At 43.7% G+C, this 15,786-nt stretch carries 13 protein-coding genes; 10 read left to right on the forward strand and 3 right to left on the reverse strand.

Annotated features, from left to right (window positions below; all coding sequences use genetic code 11):
• The first annotated feature begins 389 nt into the window (after positions 1-389).
• Together AM629_RS18700 and AM629_RS18705 are read left to right on the forward strand one after the other, a co-directional pair.
• Entirely contained in the window at positions 390-599 is a 210-nt protein-coding gene (locus AM629_RS18700; protein ID WP_054480979.1) for a YbfA family protein, read from the forward strand.
• 66 nt (positions 600-665) lie between these two features.
• Positions 666-1,409, forward strand: coding sequence for a type 2 GTP cyclohydrolase I (locus tag AM629_RS18705; RefSeq protein ID WP_054480982.1), 744 nt, complete (start codon positions 666-668; stop codon positions 1,407-1,409).
• A gap of 340 nt (positions 1,410-1,749) precedes the next feature.
• On the opposite strand, the gene AM629_RS18710 is transcribed toward AM629_RS18705, so the two are convergent.
• Positions 1,750-3,033 carry a citrate synthase gene (locus tag AM629_RS18710; RefSeq protein ID WP_054480983.1) on the reverse strand — a complete coding sequence of 428 codons (1,284 nt, stop codon included), beginning with the start codon at positions 3,031-3,033 and terminating at the stop codon, positions 1,750-1,752.
• A gap of 871 nt (positions 3,034-3,904) precedes the next feature.
• On the opposite strand from AM629_RS18710, the gene sdhC reads away from it, so the two are divergent.
• The 8 genes from sdhC to sucD all read left to right on the forward strand — a co-directional run bounded on the left by sdhC (position 3,905) and on the right by sucD (position 13,668).
• Positions 3,905-4,294, forward strand: a complete 390-nt coding sequence (gene sdhC / locus AM629_RS18715; protein WP_054480985.1) for a succinate dehydrogenase cytochrome b556 subunit — start codon at positions 3,905-3,907, stop codon at positions 4,292-4,294.
• Positions 4,288-4,635, forward strand: coding sequence for a succinate dehydrogenase membrane anchor subunit (gene sdhD, locus AM629_RS18720; RefSeq protein ID WP_054480988.1), 348 nt, complete (start codon positions 4,288-4,290; stop codon positions 4,633-4,635). The genes sdhC and sdhD overlap by 7 nt, the downstream gene beginning before the upstream one ends.
• Positions 4,636-6,402 carry a succinate dehydrogenase flavoprotein subunit gene (gene sdhA / locus AM629_RS18725; RefSeq protein ID WP_054480990.1) on the forward strand — a complete coding sequence of 589 codons (1,767 nt, stop codon included), beginning with the start codon at positions 4,636-4,638 and terminating at the stop codon, positions 6,400-6,402. It abuts the gene before it with no gap.
• Positions 6,403-6,439: 37 nt separating this feature from the next.
• On the forward strand, positions 6,440-7,156 hold the full coding sequence (locus AM629_RS18730; protein ID WP_054480992.1) for a succinate dehydrogenase iron-sulfur subunit: 717 nt from the start codon (positions 6,440-6,442) through the stop codon (positions 7,154-7,156).
• Between the two features lie 263 nt (positions 7,157-7,419).
• Positions 7,420-10,227 carry a 2-oxoglutarate dehydrogenase E1 component gene (sucA, locus tag AM629_RS18735; RefSeq protein ID WP_054480994.1) on the forward strand — a complete coding sequence of 936 codons (2,808 nt, stop codon included), beginning with the start codon at positions 7,420-7,422 and terminating at the stop codon, positions 10,225-10,227.
• 14 nt (positions 10,228-10,241) lie between these two features.
• A complete protein-coding gene (odhB, locus tag AM629_RS18740) occupies positions 10,242-11,465 on the forward strand; it encodes a 2-oxoglutarate dehydrogenase complex dihydrolipoyllysine-residue succinyltransferase (RefSeq protein ID WP_054480996.1) in 1,224 nt (407 codons plus the stop codon).
• A 161-nt stretch (positions 11,466-11,626) separates the two neighbouring features.
• Positions 11,627-12,793 (forward strand): ADP-forming succinate--CoA ligase subunit beta, encoded by a 1,167-nt coding sequence (gene sucC, locus AM629_RS18745; protein ID WP_054480997.1) that lies wholly within the window; start codon positions 11,627-11,629, stop codon positions 12,791-12,793.
• Positions 12,793-13,668, forward strand: a complete 876-nt coding sequence (gene sucD, locus AM629_RS18750; protein ID WP_054480999.1) for a succinate--CoA ligase subunit alpha — start codon at positions 12,793-12,795, stop codon at positions 13,666-13,668. The genes sucC and sucD overlap by 1 nt, the downstream gene beginning before the upstream one ends.
• 551 nt (positions 13,669-14,219) lie before the next feature.
• Here the strand turns inward: sucD and AM629_RS24385 are convergent.
• Positions 14,220-14,525, reverse strand: coding sequence for a hypothetical protein (locus AM629_RS24385; protein ID WP_054481001.1), 306 nt, complete (start codon positions 14,523-14,525; stop codon positions 14,220-14,222).
• A 189-nt stretch (positions 14,526-14,714) separates the two neighbouring features.
• Complete coding sequence (locus AM629_RS18760; protein ID WP_235525531.1) at positions 14,715-15,146, reverse strand: tail fiber protein; 432 nt, start codon at positions 15,144-15,146, stop codon at positions 14,715-14,717.
• Positions 15,147-15,786 lie beyond the last annotated feature (640 nt).

Raw genomic sequence — 15,786 nt, forward strand, 5'->3', positions numbered from 1 at the left:
CTACATCTTATACCACTTATAACTCCATATATAACAATGGGTTGAAGAAGGCCATGTGTAGCGGAATTATGAAAAGCTATTTAGTTTTTTTCCTAAAGCAAAGTGAAATCTATGATTATAGGAATAGGATCAAGGATCATGAAAAAATTGACTCTGATTATCGTTGATCCCATTTTTACTAATTGTTAATAAAATGTTTGTAATATTACATTTTATCATATTTTATGTAATAAAATTACATAAAATAGAAAATATAGCGACAATAACGGCTTAAAAGTGGTCTGATAAGTGGTAAATTTTGATTTTTTGCGATAAAATTTTAAACAATTTACAGATTGATTATTTTTAAGATTCTGCGGAAAAGTAGGATCATTTTAAGGAGGACTAATATGTCTTCATATCGTGAATATCCTTGGTATCAAGTTCTTTTACGCCGTATTGGCGCTGTCACTTTCGGTGTCCTGGCGTTACCGGTGATGCTATTTCGTCGTGATCGCGTCCGTTTTTACAGTTATTTGTATCGTGTATGGGTAAAAACCAGCAATAAGCCCGTATGGTTAAAACAGTCAGAACAGGTTATGGCAATCAAAAGTAGCTGACAACTGACAATTGGCGGCAGGTAGCGGTATATTATTGCCATACAATTAATATACAGGACGAATATGATGCGTAATATTGAGCTGGAAAATGTGATTAACCAAGAGCTGAATGTTGGTGAGTTTCAAGATTATGCCCCCAATGGTTTACAAGTTGAAGGGCGTACTCATATTCAGAGAGTCGTTACCGGAGTGACCGCTTGTCAGGCTTTATTGGATGAAGCGGTTCGCTATCAGGCTGATGCGGTGATCGTTCATCATGGCTATTTTTGGAAAAATGAGCCAACGGTGATTCGTGGTATGAAACGTAATCGCCTGAAAACGTTGCTTTGTAATGATATCAATTTATATGGTTATCATCTGCCGCTTGATGCTCATCCATCATTGGGAAATAACGCTCAATTGGCCCGCTTGATTAATGCGAAAGTTGTTGGGTTGATTGAACCATTCATACCGCATGGGGAGTTTGATCAGCCGATATCACCGGTGGAGTTAACTTCACGTATTGAACAGGCACTTGGTCGCAAGGTGTTGCATGTGGGCGATAACGCACCTGAGGAGATTCGCACGCTTGCCTGGTGTACTGGCGGTGGTCAGGGTTTTATTCAGCAGGCGGCCGAATTCGGTGTTGATGCTTTTATTACTGGTGAAGCGTCGGAACAGACGGTTCATACTGCCCGTGAGATGGGACTGCATTTTTATGCGGCTGGTCATCATGCCACTGAACGTTATGGCATTAAAGCTTTAGGTGAGTGGTTGGCGGATAATTATGGGTTAGATGTTACTTTTATCGATATTCCAAACCCGGTTTGATTCGGTTTATACGTTAGTCAGGAATAAGCGAAGCCCACCGAAAGTGGGCTTCAAAGTTTTTATAAACTTTTTAACTAGCGTTGTTCTATCCGCTTCATAGAATTGTGAATTTTGATCTCGGTGATCTGGCTACACACGCAAACGGGAGGCTACGTTCGATCATTTAGAGAACAGGGTAGCTTAGTACCTGCTCTTAAAACGAGCATACACAAGGAAGATAGCCAGATCAATTTCAGTAGTGATTGTATTGGCACTAAATCTTATCGAATATCTGCCCAATTAAATAAAAGCCCTAATTATCAAGTCACAGCTTTGCCCTTATCGTAATCGGATTTAATTATTATTTTTCCAACTGGCTTTGGAAATCTCGCTGTGTATAGCCAGTGTAGAGTTGACGAGGACGGGCGATTTTTACACCGTCATCATGCATTTCGTTCCAATGGGCAATCCAGCCGATGGTACGGGCAATTGCAAAAATGACAGTGAACATAGTGGATGGAATCCCCATTGCTTTCAGGATGATACCAGAGTAGAAATCCACGTTCGGATACAGTTTCTTCTCAATAAAATACGGGTCATGCAGAGCAATACGCTCAAGTTCCATAGCAACTTCTAGCAGACTGTCATTCAGCCCAAGCTCATCTAACACTTCGTGGCAGGTTTCACGCATGACTGTTGCGCGTGGGTCATAGTTTTTGTAAACACGATGACCAAATCCCATCAGGCGGAAAGCGTCGTTTTTGTCTTTGGCGCGGGCAATAAATTCAGGAATGTGTTCAACCGACTGAATTTCTTCCAGCATTCGTAAGCAAGCTTCGTTTGCGCCACCATGAGCCGGTCCCCAAAGTGAAGCGATACCCGCGGCAATACAGGCAAATGGATTAGCACCGGAAGAACCCGCAGTACGTACTGTAGAGGTAGATGCGTTCTGTTCATGGTCGGCATGCAGAATAAGAATGCGATCCATAGCACGTTCTAGCACCGGGTTCACCTTGTACTCTTCGCATGGTGTAGCGAACATCATGTGCAGGAAGTTTCCTGCATAGGAAAGATCATTGCGTGGATAAACGAATGGCTGACCAATAGAGTATTTGTAGCACATTGCCGCCACTGTTGGCATTTTGGACAGCAGACGATATGCAGTAATGTCACGGTGATGCGGATTGTTCACATCCAGAGCATCGTGATAGAAAGCAGCCAAAGCGCCCGTGACACCGCACAGCACCGCCATCGGGTGGGAATCACGGCGGAAGCCATTAAACAACCGATTGATCTGTTCGTGGATCATCGTATGACGGGTAATGATTTTTTTGAATTTATCAAACTGTTCTTGTGTTGGTGTTTCGCCATACAGCAGGATATAGCAGACTTCCAGATAATTGGATTTTGTCGCTAGTTGGTCGATAGGAAAACCACGGTGAAGTAATATGCCTTCGTTGCCATCAATGTAGGTGATCTTGGATTCGCAAGATGCTGTTGAAGTAAAACCAGGGTCGTAGGTAAAAAAACCTTCGGAGCCGAGAGTACGAACGTCGATTACTTTAGACCCCAGGGTAGGTGTTAGCACGTCCAATTCAATAGCAACTGTACCATCTGGGGTTAGAGTTGCTTTGTTATCTGCCATTACAGTCTCCTTAGCACTTTCATTTTTATAACTCTTAACAACCGCAGCGGAAAGACACGATGTAAAGTCTATCTCATCAGGCTATTCTATTTGCCATTCTTTGTCGTTAAGAGCTGACCTAGGTAGTGCTCTGACAAAAGCGCTAGCTTTTGAATGCACCTTAGTGTGGCCCGCGCAAGTGAGCGATTTATCAATGAATCGCTTCTCACATACTGCCGTGCATATTCTGGTTTCTGCATGCGGCTGCGCCCTTAATTTATTGACCAGAATGGCCTACGCCAATGATGCCTATTGGAATAGGTTCTTATACTGCGCCTTCCTGGCATTGTGCTACCGGAGAAAATTTGAAATCAGGCTAATATCACATTTAAGGCTGAAATTTCACCCCGGGCAACAATGATTTTTAGATTGTTAGCGAGTTTTTGTGTGTTATGTTTTATGCATTGACTACAAAAACCATTATGATTTGTGCGGACTACACAGTTACATAACTTTAGCTTTTCGGGAAGTCTTTCCTCTTATCGGAAATCAATCTCAAAAGTGTTTTCAACCATATATGTAAGATAAATGTTTAAAGTTTGTCAAACAAGATAATTAATTTTGTGCAGTATGTTTGAATCGTGATCTCAATCACTGTTCAGTGGAAATGTAGCTAATCATATTGTGTTGGAATTGTAATAATAATGTGAAGCACATATACTGCCGCCAGGTCTCCGGATTACCCTGATGTAGGAGCACCCAGCGTAACCAAATCACAACATTTTTTAACATGAAGGATCTACCGTTTGATTAAATGTTGTGTCTTTGTATCCCCTTATCGCTGTCTGATTTCCGCCCAGGTCCGGAGGAAGGAAAATAATAAAAGAGCTGTGTGGGCAAAATTGTGAAAAAACAAAGACCTGTCAACCTTGATTTGCAGACGATACACTTCCCAGTTTCTGCAGTAGCCTCGATCTTGCACCGTGTCTCTGGCGTCATCACTTTCATAGCAGTAGGAATTCTCCTCTGGTTGTTAGGGATGTCTCTTTCCTCGCAAGAAGGTTTTCAGCAAGCCGCCGATATTATGACGAGCTTTTTTGCTAAGTTTATTGTGTGGGGTATTCTGACTGCACTGGCTTACCATATTTGTGGTGGTATCCGCCACTTGCTGATGGATTTCGGCTATTTGGAAGAAAACTTAGCGGTCGGTAGTGCTTCTGCCAAAGTGGCAATCGCGCTTTCCGTTATCTTGTCGATTCTGGCTGGAGTACTGGTATGGTAAGTAACGCATCTGCATTGGGTCGCACGGGTATCCATGATTGGTTATTGTTGCGCGCGTCCGCAATCATTATTGTTCTATATGTTATCTATATTTTGGGCTTTGTTGCTGTAACGTCGGATATCACTTATGAAGTCTGGCGGGGTTTCTTTTCCTCATCCATCACTAAAGTCTTCACTGTGCTGGCGCTGTTTTCCATTCTGGCTCACGCTTGGATTGGTATGTGGCAAGTACTAACTGACTATGTAAAGCCGCTGGCACTGCGTTTGGTGTTGCAACTGGCGATTGTCGTTGCACTTATGGCTTACTTAATTTACGGAACAATTGTGGTGTGGGGTGTATAGATGAAACTGCCAGTAAGAGAGTTTGACGCAGTCGTTATTGGTGCAGGTGGGGCAGGTATGCGTGCCGCGCTGCAAATTTCACAAATGGGATTATCCTGTGCTTTAATTTCTAAAGTATTCCCAACCCGTTCTCATACAGTATCCGCGCAGGGTGGTATCACTGTTGCGTTGGGTAATTCCCACGAAGATAACTGGGAATGGCATATGTATGACACGGTGAAAGGTTCTGACTATATCGGTGACCAGGATGCGATTGAATACATGTGTAAGACCGGTCCAGAGGCAATTCTGGAACTGGAACACATGGGATTGCCATTTTCTCGTCTAGATGATGGTCGTATTTATCAGCGTCCATTCGGCGGCCAGTCAAAAAACTTTGGTGGTGAACAGGCCGCACGTACAGCCGCAGCCGCAGACCGAACCGGTCATGCACTGTTGCACACTCTGTATCAGCAGAACTTAAAAAATCACACCACTATTTTTTCTGAATGGTATTCGTTGGATCTGGTTAAAAATCAGGATGGCAGTATTGTTGGCTGCACTGCTATCAGTATTGAAACCGGCGAAGTCGTTTATTTCAAGGCGAAGGCAACTATTTTAGCAACAGGTGGTGCTGGTCGTATTTATCAATCTACAACTAATGCTCACATTAATACCGGTGATGGTGTAGGTATGGCGCTGCGTGCAGGTGTACCGGTGCAGGATATGGAAATGTGGCAATTCCACCCAACCGGTATTGCAGGCGCGGGTGTTCTGGTGACAGAAGGTTGCCGTGGTGAAGGTGGTTATTTGCTTAATAAGGATGGCGAGCGCTTTATGGAGCGTTACGCGCCAAATGCCAAAGATTTGGCGGGTCGTGATGTGGTCGCGCGTTCCATTATGATCGAAATCCGCGAAGGCCGTGGTTGTGAAGGTCCTTGGGGGCCTCATGCTAAGCTAAAACTGGATCATTTGGGCAAAGATGTGTTGGAGTCTCGTCTGCCGGGCATTCTCGAACTGTCCCGTACTTTTGCACACGTTGATCCGGTAAAAGAACCTATTCCGGTTATTCCAACTTGTCACTATATGATGGGGGGAATCCCGACTAAAGTTACCGGTCAAGCGCTGACTATTAACGAGAAAGGCGAAGATGTTGTTATTCCGGGCTTGTTCGCTGTGGGTGAAATTGCCTGTGTATCAGTTCATGGCGCAAACCGTTTGGGGGGTAACTCACTGTTGGACTTAGTAGTGTTTGGCCGTTCTGCCGGTTTGCACCTGAAAGAGTCTCTGATGGAGCAAGGTACCAGCCGTGAAGCCAGCGAATCTGATATTGAAGCATCAATGCAGCGTCTGAACCGTTGGAATAACTGCCGTACTGGTGAAGATCCAGTTAAAATTCGTAAAGATTTGCAGGCTTGTATGCAGAACAACTTCTCTGTATTCCGTGAAGGTGATGCAATGGCGAAAGGTTTAGAAGAGCTGAAGGTTATCCGTGAACGTTTGAAGAGTGCGCGTTTGGATGATACTTCATCAGAGTTTAATACCCAACGTATTGAGTGTTTAGAGCTTGATAACCTGATGGAAACGGCATTTTCTACAGCTGTTACTGCTAATTTCCGTACTGAGAGTCGTGGTGCTCACAGCCGTTTCGACTATCCTGATCGTGATGATGCGAACTGGTTATGTCATACCCTCTATCTACCGCAAACTGAAACTATGACTCGTCGTAATGTCAACATGCAGCCAAAACTGCGTGAAGCATTCCCGCCGAAAGCGCGTACTTACTAATGAGTTGCTGAATAATCCAGTTGCGGAGGAATAGATTATGAAACTTGAATTTTCGATTTATCGTTACAACCCGGATGTTGACAGCGCACCTCGTATGCAGGATTACACGCTGGAAGCAGAAGAAGGGCGTGACATGATGTTGCTGGATGCATTAATTCAGCTTAAAGAGCAGGACCCGACACTCTCTTTTCGTCGTTCTTGCCGTGAAGGTGTTTGTGGTTCTGATGGCCTTAATATGAATGGTAAAAATGGTCTGGCCTGTATTACACCTGTTTCGGCTTTGCGGCGTGGCCGCAAGAAAATTGTTATCCGTCCTCTGCCAGGTTTACCGGTTATCCGTGACCTGATTGTAGATATGGGGCAGTTTTATGCACAATATGAGAAAATTCGCCCATATTTGCTGAATGATGGTAAAAATCCGCCGGCTCGTGAGCACTTACAGTCACCTGCACAAAGGGAAAAACTGGATGGTCTGTACGAGTGTATTCTGTGTGCATGTTGTTCAACGTCTTGTCCGTCATTTTGGTGGAATCCTGATAAGTTTATCGGACCTGCGGGCTTGCTGGCAGCGTATCGCTTCCTGATCGACAGCCGTGATACTGAAACAGATTCACGATTAGATAATCTGAATGATGCTTTCAGCGTTTTCCGCTGCCATAGTATCATGAACTGTGTCAGTGTGTGCCCTAAAGGGTTGAATCCAACAAAAGCTATTGGTCATATTAAGTCTATGTTGTTAAAACATAGTGCATAATTGGCTAGCCCTCCGTGAAGTTTATCTGCGGAGGGCACAAAGAATTGAGAATTGTGAGTTGCCAACTGCTAATGATGATTAAAGCTTTGAGGCAAGGAACCTTTAAAAACCGTTAAAGGGTTTTTAAAGGTTCCTTGAAGGGTTCCGAAACCCAAAATAGAACATGCATAAAGCACGTCCAAATGAACCTTTTATCGATACCGCATTTAAGCGGTAAGTTAACCACGGCGAAAACTAAAGCTTTTAAAGCTTAAGGGATCACAATGCAGAACGGCGCAATGAAGGACTGGCTAGATTCGAGCTTCTTAGCTGGTTCAAACCAGTCTTACATAGAGCAAGTCTATGAAGACTATATAACCGATCCAAACTCCGTTGATGCAAGTTGGAGAGAAATCTTTCAACAATTGCCGAATGCGGGACTAAACGGTGAACAACTCCACTCGCAGACGCGTGATTACTTCCGCCGCCTTGCGAAAGATACTACGCGTTATCACTCCTCTGTCAGCGATCCGGCAATGGATGCAAAACAAGTTAAAGTTTTGCAGCTCATTAACGCATTCCGCTTCCGTGGTCATCAAAACGCTAATCTTGACCCGTTGGGATTATGGCAACAGGATAATGTTCCTGATTTAGATCCTGCTTTCCATAATCTGACGGAAGCTGATTTTGCAGAAACATTTAACGTAGGTTCTTTTGCTGTCGGCAAAGAAACGATGAAACTGGCTGATTTGTATGAAGCTCTGAAACGCACTTATTGCGGTTCTATTGGTGCTGAATACATGCATATCACCAATACGGAAGAAAAACGTTGGATTCAGCAACGTTTGGAATCTGTTACTGTCAGCTCTCAGTTTAGCGCAGAAGAAAAGCAGCGCTTCTTGGCAGAACTGACGGCAGCCGAAGGTTTGGAACGTTATTTGGGAGCCAAGTTTCCGGGAGCGAAGCGTTTCTCTCTTGAGGGTGGTGATGCCCTGATCCCAATGTTGAAGGATCTTGTCCGCCATGCGGGTAAACATGACACACGGGAAGTTGTGCTGGGGATGGCTCATCGTGGTCGTCTAAACGTTCTGGTTAATATCTTAGGTAAAAAACCTGCTGATTTGTTTGATGAATTCGCGGGTAAACATAAAGAGCACCTTGGAACTGGCGACGTGAAATACCATCAAGGCTTCTCGTCTGACTTTGCAACCGAAGGTGAAAAAGTTCATTTGGCACTGGCATTTAACCCATCTCATCTTGAGATTGTCAGCCCGGTGGTTATCGGTTCAGTGCGCGCCCGCCGTGATCGTCTGGATGAAGGCCGTAGCAACATGGTATTGCCAATCACTATCCACGGTGATGCTGCGGTTACTGGTCAAGGGGTTGTGCAGGAAACCCTGAACATGTCTCAGGCTCGTGGTTATGAAGTTGGTGGTACAATTCGTATCGTAATCAATAACCAGATTGGTTTTACAACGTCTAACCCGAAAGATGCCCGTTCAACACAATACTGTACCGATATCATCAAAATGGTACAGGCACCTATTTTCCACGTTAATGCAGACGATCCAGAAGCGGTGGCATTTGTTACCCGTCTGGCTTTAGATTTTCGTAATGCCTTTAAACGTGACGTGATGATCGATCTGGTATGTTACCGCCGTCATGGTCATAACGAAGCTGATGAGCCAAGTGCCACTCAGCCAATGATGTATCAGAAAATTAAGAAACATCCAACTCCACGTAAAATCTATGCTGATAAGCTGGTTGCTGAGAATCTGATATCAGTCGATGATGTGATCGAGATGGTTAATCTGTATCGTGATGCCCTCGACCGTGGTGACTGTGTCGTTGAAGAGTGGCGTTCAATGGGGCTGCACTCCTTTACATGGGAACCCTATCTTAATCACGAATGGGATGAAGAATACCCATATAAAGTCGATATGAAGCGTTTGCAAGATCTGGGCAGACGTATCAGCTCTGTCCCTGAAAAAGTGGAAATGCACTCGCGGGTCACGAAAATTTATCACGACCGCGCAGAGATGGCGAACGGCGATAAACTATTTGACTGGGGTGCTGCGGAAACGTTGGCTTATGCGACTTTGGTTGATGAAGGGATTCCAGTGCGTCTGTCTGGTGAAGATGCGGGCCGTGGTACTTTCTTCCATCGGCATGCTGTTATCCATAATCAGGCTAACGGTTCTGTTTATGTTCCTCTGGAGAATGTTCATAACGGCCAGGGCGCATTTAATGTTTGGGATTCTGTTCTGTCTGAAGAAGCGGTGTTGGCGTTTGAGTATGGCTATGCCACAACGGAACCACGCGCTCTGACAATCTGGGAAGCACAGTTCGGCGATTTTGCTAACGGTGCACAAGTTGTTATTGATCAGTTCATCAGTTCGGGTGAGCAGAAATGGGGCCGTATGTGTGGCTTGGTTATGCTGCTACCTCATGGCTATGAAGGTCAGGGGCCTGAACACTCTTCCGCTCGTCTGGAACGTTATTTGCAATTGTGTGCAGAACAGAACATGCAGGTTTGTGTGCCGTCAACGCCGGCGCAGGTTTACCACATGCTCCGCCGTCAGGCTCTACGCGGTATGCGTCGTCCATTGATTGTTATGTCACCGAAATCACTGTTGCGCCATCCATTGGCTATTTCCAGCTTGGATGAACTGGCTAATGGTAAATTCCAGACGGTTATCGGTGAAGCTGATGAGCTAGATCCTAAAGACGTTAAACGGGTTGTGCTCTGTGCGGGTAAAGTTTACTACGATCTGCTAGAACAACGCCGCAAAAATGAACAAATCGATGTTGCTATTGTACGTGTTGAGCAACTGTATCCATTCCCTCATCAGGATGTTCAGTCAGCACTGGAACAGTACGCCCATGTGCACGATTTTGTCTGGTGCCAGGAAGAGCCGTTAAACCAAGGGGCCTGGTATTGCAGTCAGCACAATTTCCGTGAAGTGATCCCATTCGGGGCTTCTTTACGTTATGCAGGTCGTCCTGCGTCTGCTTCCCCGGCAGTTGGATATACGTCAGTTCACCAGCAGCAACAGCAAGAGCTGGTTAATGACGCACTGAACGTCGAATAAATAAAGGATAGAAAATGAGTAGCGTAGATATTCTGGTTCCTGATTTGCCTGAATCTGTTGCTGATGCCACTGTTGCAATCTGGCACAAAAAAGAGGGTGATTATGTTGAGCGTGATGAAATACTGGTTGAAATCGAAACGGATAAAGTTGTACTAGAAGTCCCTGCTAGTGAAGCAGGAGTTCTGGAAGCCATTTTGGAAGTTAAAGATGCAACAGTTCTGTCCCGTCAGCTTCTTGGGCGTATCCGTTTGGGTGATAGCACAGGTAAGGCGGCAGAAGTCAAAGAAAAAACTGAAGCAACTTCAGCAAAACGCCAGACTGCGAGTTTAGAAGAAGAGAGCAATGATGCACTTAGCCCGGCGGTTCGTCGCCTGATTGCAGAACACGATCTTGATGCCAGCGCGATTAAAGGCAGTGGCGTTGGTGGACGTATCGTCCGTGAAGACGTGGAAAAATACATGGCTAATAACAAAAAAGCGGATAGTCAACCAGCTGGAATTGCACTTTCTCTTTCTGCTCAGGATTCTTTGTTGCCACATCGTAGCGAAAAACGGGTTCCAATGACTCGCTTGCGTAAGCGCGTGGCTGAACGTCTGTTGGAAGCAAAAAATAACACTGCGATGTTGACAACGTTCAACGAAGTTAACATGAAGCCAATTCAGGATATGCGTAAACAGTACGGTGATGTGTTTGAAAAACGTCACGGTGTGCGCTTGGGCTTTATGTCTTTCTATGTGAAAGCGGTGGTTGAAGCATTAAAACGCTATCCAGAAGTGAATGCTTCTATTGATGGCACTGATGTGGTTTATCACAATTATTTCGATATCAGTATTGCAGTATCTACACCGCGTGGCTTGGTAACGCCAGTGTTGCGTGATGCGGATGCGTTGAGCATGGCTGATCTTGAAAAACGCATTAAAGAGCTGGCAATTAAAGGTCGCGACGGCAAATTGACCGTAGAAGAGCTGACTGGCGGTAATTTCACGATTACCAATGGCGGTGTATTCGGCTCCTTAATGTCTACACCAATCATTAACCCACCACAGAGTGCGATTCTTGGTATGCATGCCATTAAAGATCGGCCAATGGCGGTTGATGGTCAAGTAGTGATCCTTCCTATGATGTATCTGGCACTGTCTTATGACCACCGTCTGATCGATGGACGTGAGTCTGTAGGCTTCCTGGTGACCATCAAAGAAATGCTGGAAGATCCCGCACGTTTGCTGTTGGACGTATAGCAACAGAATAGGGCAGATACGCGCTAATATCTGCCCGGTCTGAAGTAAACAAATGTATATGAACAGCCAATCTTTAGAGATTGGCTATATCCAGAGCAACAAAAAAATAAGGGAGCAATTTGTTAATTTGCTCTTATCAGACTAACTATGGATAGAACATCATGAATTTACACGAGTATCAGGCAAAACAGCTTTTTGCACGGTATGGTTTGCCCGCTCCGGCTGGTTATGCCTGCACGACACCGCGTGAAGCAGAAGAAGCTGCATCTAAAATCGGCGCTGGCCCTTGGGTGGTTAAGTGTCAGGTTCACGCTGGCGGTCGCGGTAAAGCGGGCGGCGTGAAAGTGGTTAACAGTAAGGAAGAAATTCGCGCTTTCGCTGAACAATGGCTAGGCAAACGTCTGGTCACTTACCAAACAGATGCGCAAGGACAGCCTGTTCGCCAGATTCTGGTAGAAGGGGCAACTGATATTGCGAAGGAGCTGTATCTCGGTGCTGTGGTTGATCGTGGTACGCGTCGTGTAGTGTTCATGGCCTCTACTGAAGGTGGCGTTGAAATTGAAAAAGTTGCGGAAGAAACCCCGGAACTGATTCATAAAGCCATTATTGACCCATTGACTGGCCCTATGCCTTACCAAGGGCGCGAACTGGCGTTTAAACTGGGTTTAACCGGTAAACAAATTAGTCAGTTCACCAAAATTTTCTTAGGATTGGCAAACCTGTTCCTGGAGCGTGATCTAGCTCTGGTTGAAATTAACCCATTGGTTATCACGACTCAAGGTGATCTAATTTGTCTGGATGGTAAACTAGGCGCTGATGGCAACGCACTGTTCCGTCAGGCTGAATTGCGTGAAATGCATGACCCATCTCAGGAAGATCCCCGTGAAGCTCAGGCGGCACAGTGGGAACTGAACTATGTCGCACTGGATGGCAATATTGGCTGTATGGTTAACGGCGCTGGTCTGGCAATGGGAACGATGGATATCGTTAAGTTGCATGGTGGTGCACCAGCAAACTTCCTTGATGTAGGTGGTGGCGCAACTAAAGAACGTGTTACAGAAGCGTTTAAAATCATTCTGTCAGATGAAAATGTAAAAGCAGTATTGGTTAACATCTTTGGTGGTATTGTCCGTTGTGACCTGATTGCTGACGGTATTATTGGTGCAGTGGAAGAAGTTGGTGTTCACGTACCGGTTGTTGTTCGTTTGGAAGGGAACAATGCTGAGCTGGGAGCGAAAAAACTGGCTGACAGTGGTTTGAATATCATTGCGGCAACCAGCCTGACAGACGCAGCTAAGCAAGCAGTAGCAGCAGTGGGGGCAAAATAATGTCTATTTTAATCGATAAAAACACCAAAGTTATCTGTCAAGGTTTCACTGGCAGCCAGGGGACTTTCCATTCGGAACAAGCGATTGCTTACGGTACCCAAATGGTTGGCGGGGTAACGCCGGGTAAAGGCGGTACTGAACATCTGGGATTACCTGTTTTCAATACCGTTCGTGAAGCCGTAGAAGCAACAGGGGCAACGGCATCTGTTATCTATGTTCCGGCTCCATTCTGTAAAGATTCTATTCTGGAAGCGATCGACGCAGGTATCAAACTGATCATCACGATTACTGAAGGCATCCCGACGCTGGATATGCTGGCGGTTAAAGTGAAGCTGGATGAAGCCGGAGTGCGTATGATCGGCCCTAACTGCCCGGGTGTTATCACACCGGATGAATGTAAGATCGGTATTATGCCGGGTCACATTCATCAGGCGGGAAAAGTCGGTATCGTTTCCCGTTCAGGTACACTGACTTATGAAGCAGTGAAACAGACGACTGATGCAGGTTTAGGGCAATCTACCTGCGTTGGTATTGGTGGTGACCCAATTCCAGGTTCTAACTTCATCGATATTCTGAAATTGTTCCAGGAAGATCCGCAAACAGAAGCTATCGTAATGATTGGTGAAATCGGTGGTACTGCGGAAGAAGAAGCGGCAGCCTACATTAAACAGCACGTCACTAAACCGGTTGTTGCCTACATTGCGGGAGTGACTGCACCAAAAGGTAAGCGTATGGGTCATGCGGGTGCGATTATTGCGGGTGGTAAAGGAACCGCAGATGAAAAATTTGCTGCTCTGGAAGCGGCTGGCGTGAAGACGGTTCGCAGTCTGGCAGACATCGGTGATGCAGTGAAGGATTTACTCGCTGGCAAGTAATCATTTATAAGAAATTATTATCTATGAGGCCGCTGTAAAGTGGCCTCAGATCGTTAAAAAAGCGGGTTAAAAATAGTTTTTCAGCATCGAAAATTTCAAATTCCATCTTTGCCGATTGATTTTCTCCATTGGATTTCAATATTGGATTTGAATAGGTGGATAGATGAATTGTGATGTGTCTTCTTTACTGTAGGGGTTATTGGTATAAACAAATGAGACAGGAAATGCGTTATCATCTTTAGTCGTTATAATAGTAGACTGTAGGTCTAATCTCTATCTTTCATTATTTTTCCAACATATTGGTCCAAAATCAGCGTAACCTGTGTTTTTAGAAAAATCCCATGATAAATTTGTATTACTACCTTTGGCAGGATCATTATTGACTTTTGTATGTTTCCAAAATCCATGGTTATCTATTGTTCTTACTTTACATGCCCCTCCAGTATCAAGACCAATTAGTGTCAGATCTACGAATGGTTTATCTCCTTGAACTTCTGTAGGTTTCCCTTTTTCATCAATCGCGATAGGGTTATTGAATGTAACATTACCTGCTATTTCCAGCTTGATTGTTGATTCATGATTTGGTTTACCGGGTGATGTTGGGCCATAATCGCATAAGCTAGGAGCATTTTTTCAGGGTTTGCTCTATTCAAGCAAACAATTAATGGATTACGTTTGTCTAAATTCTTTATACGAACCGGTGCTGTATTATGCATACCATTCGCAATAGGCATAAACTGCTTAAGAATGTCGTCATTGTTTATCCGTGTATTTTTACTTTCTAATATTGGTCCATACGTCCCATTAACAGATAACGAACGCCCGTTTTTTTCCTGTGGAAAAGAACAACAAACCATATTTTAGCATCTGGTTTAATATCAGTACGATGAAGTTTACTGGATTATATAGAAAAGCTCCGTACTTCCTTGCCTGCTGTTTTTTTGTCTCAGTCATGACCTGCTTGCCGTGCACATTATTAGTTGATATCGCTCCCACATCCTCAGTATTAATAGTAATATCTTATGTCAACACTTTTCCATTTATTTTCAGGGTGTTGGGTGCTTTTCATTAATATTTTCACGTAATGAATTTATGATTTCCTGAGCAAATTTCTGTGTCACTGCCAGCGTGTCATTATTGCCAATTTCATTTGTCAGTTGAACGATTCCCTTTTGGGTTAATGAGGCATTGGGAATTTTTGTTGTGGTGACTTTTTCTAATGCTTTATTTAATTGCTCGATGAGTTTCTTTTCATCACCATCATCGAGAACATCTTCACCAGATTGTGTCGCAATAAAATCAGCCACCACAGATGATATGGTTGACGATTGACGTAATACTTTATTTAACAAATGATTGGGAATCTCACCGGGTAGAATCCCTTCTTGCAAACTCGGATCTTTTTCATACTTTTCTTGAGCCAATATATTAGCATTATTGCTGATAGCAAAAGCTTTAAAATCATTTTTTTGATTCATAGATACTCCTTAAATTAAATAACGTTCTTTTATAATCAATATATTGAATTATTGAAAAAAACACTTTAATAATTCACATCAATTACAGTCTGGTTCAGTTGATTAATAATTAAATGTTCTTATAAATTAAAGGATTAACTGTTTTTAGTTAATTGGTAAAAATGAAAAAATCAATATTTGAAAACTATTGTTTTCTCTCTATTTATTATTGTAATTCACCCTAATAATCAATTTACAGTGAAAAGATTGATAAGGTAAAATTTCACGTAAATTTAATTTTCGAATGGATGACCAGAAAAATAATTATTCATTTAATGATGGTATATATACTCAGTCTTAAACTTCTCAAAAATTCCATTTAGGTCAGTTAATATTTGGTGCTAATGAAATATTAGTTCGACTGAGTAATACCTAATATTTTTTTCCAGCCCAGTAACAACGCTTTTTTAACTTCTGACTGCATATTAGTTTCAGCAGCGTATTCATGGTGGTGACTGGCGTGAACTTGGGGACCATTATGCTATCTGAGTGACAGTCAAACAGTGGTGCTTTCATTGCCAATGCAATGCTAATAATAATATTTTCTTAAGTATGAAAATAAAAAGTTAATTTTAAAAATCATTTCACAGCAATATAGAAA

It is taken from the genome of Photorhabdus heterorhabditis (genome assembly GCF_001280945.1).
Taxonomy (GTDB): Bacteria; Pseudomonadota; Gammaproteobacteria; order Enterobacterales; family Enterobacteriaceae; genus Photorhabdus; species Photorhabdus heterorhabditis.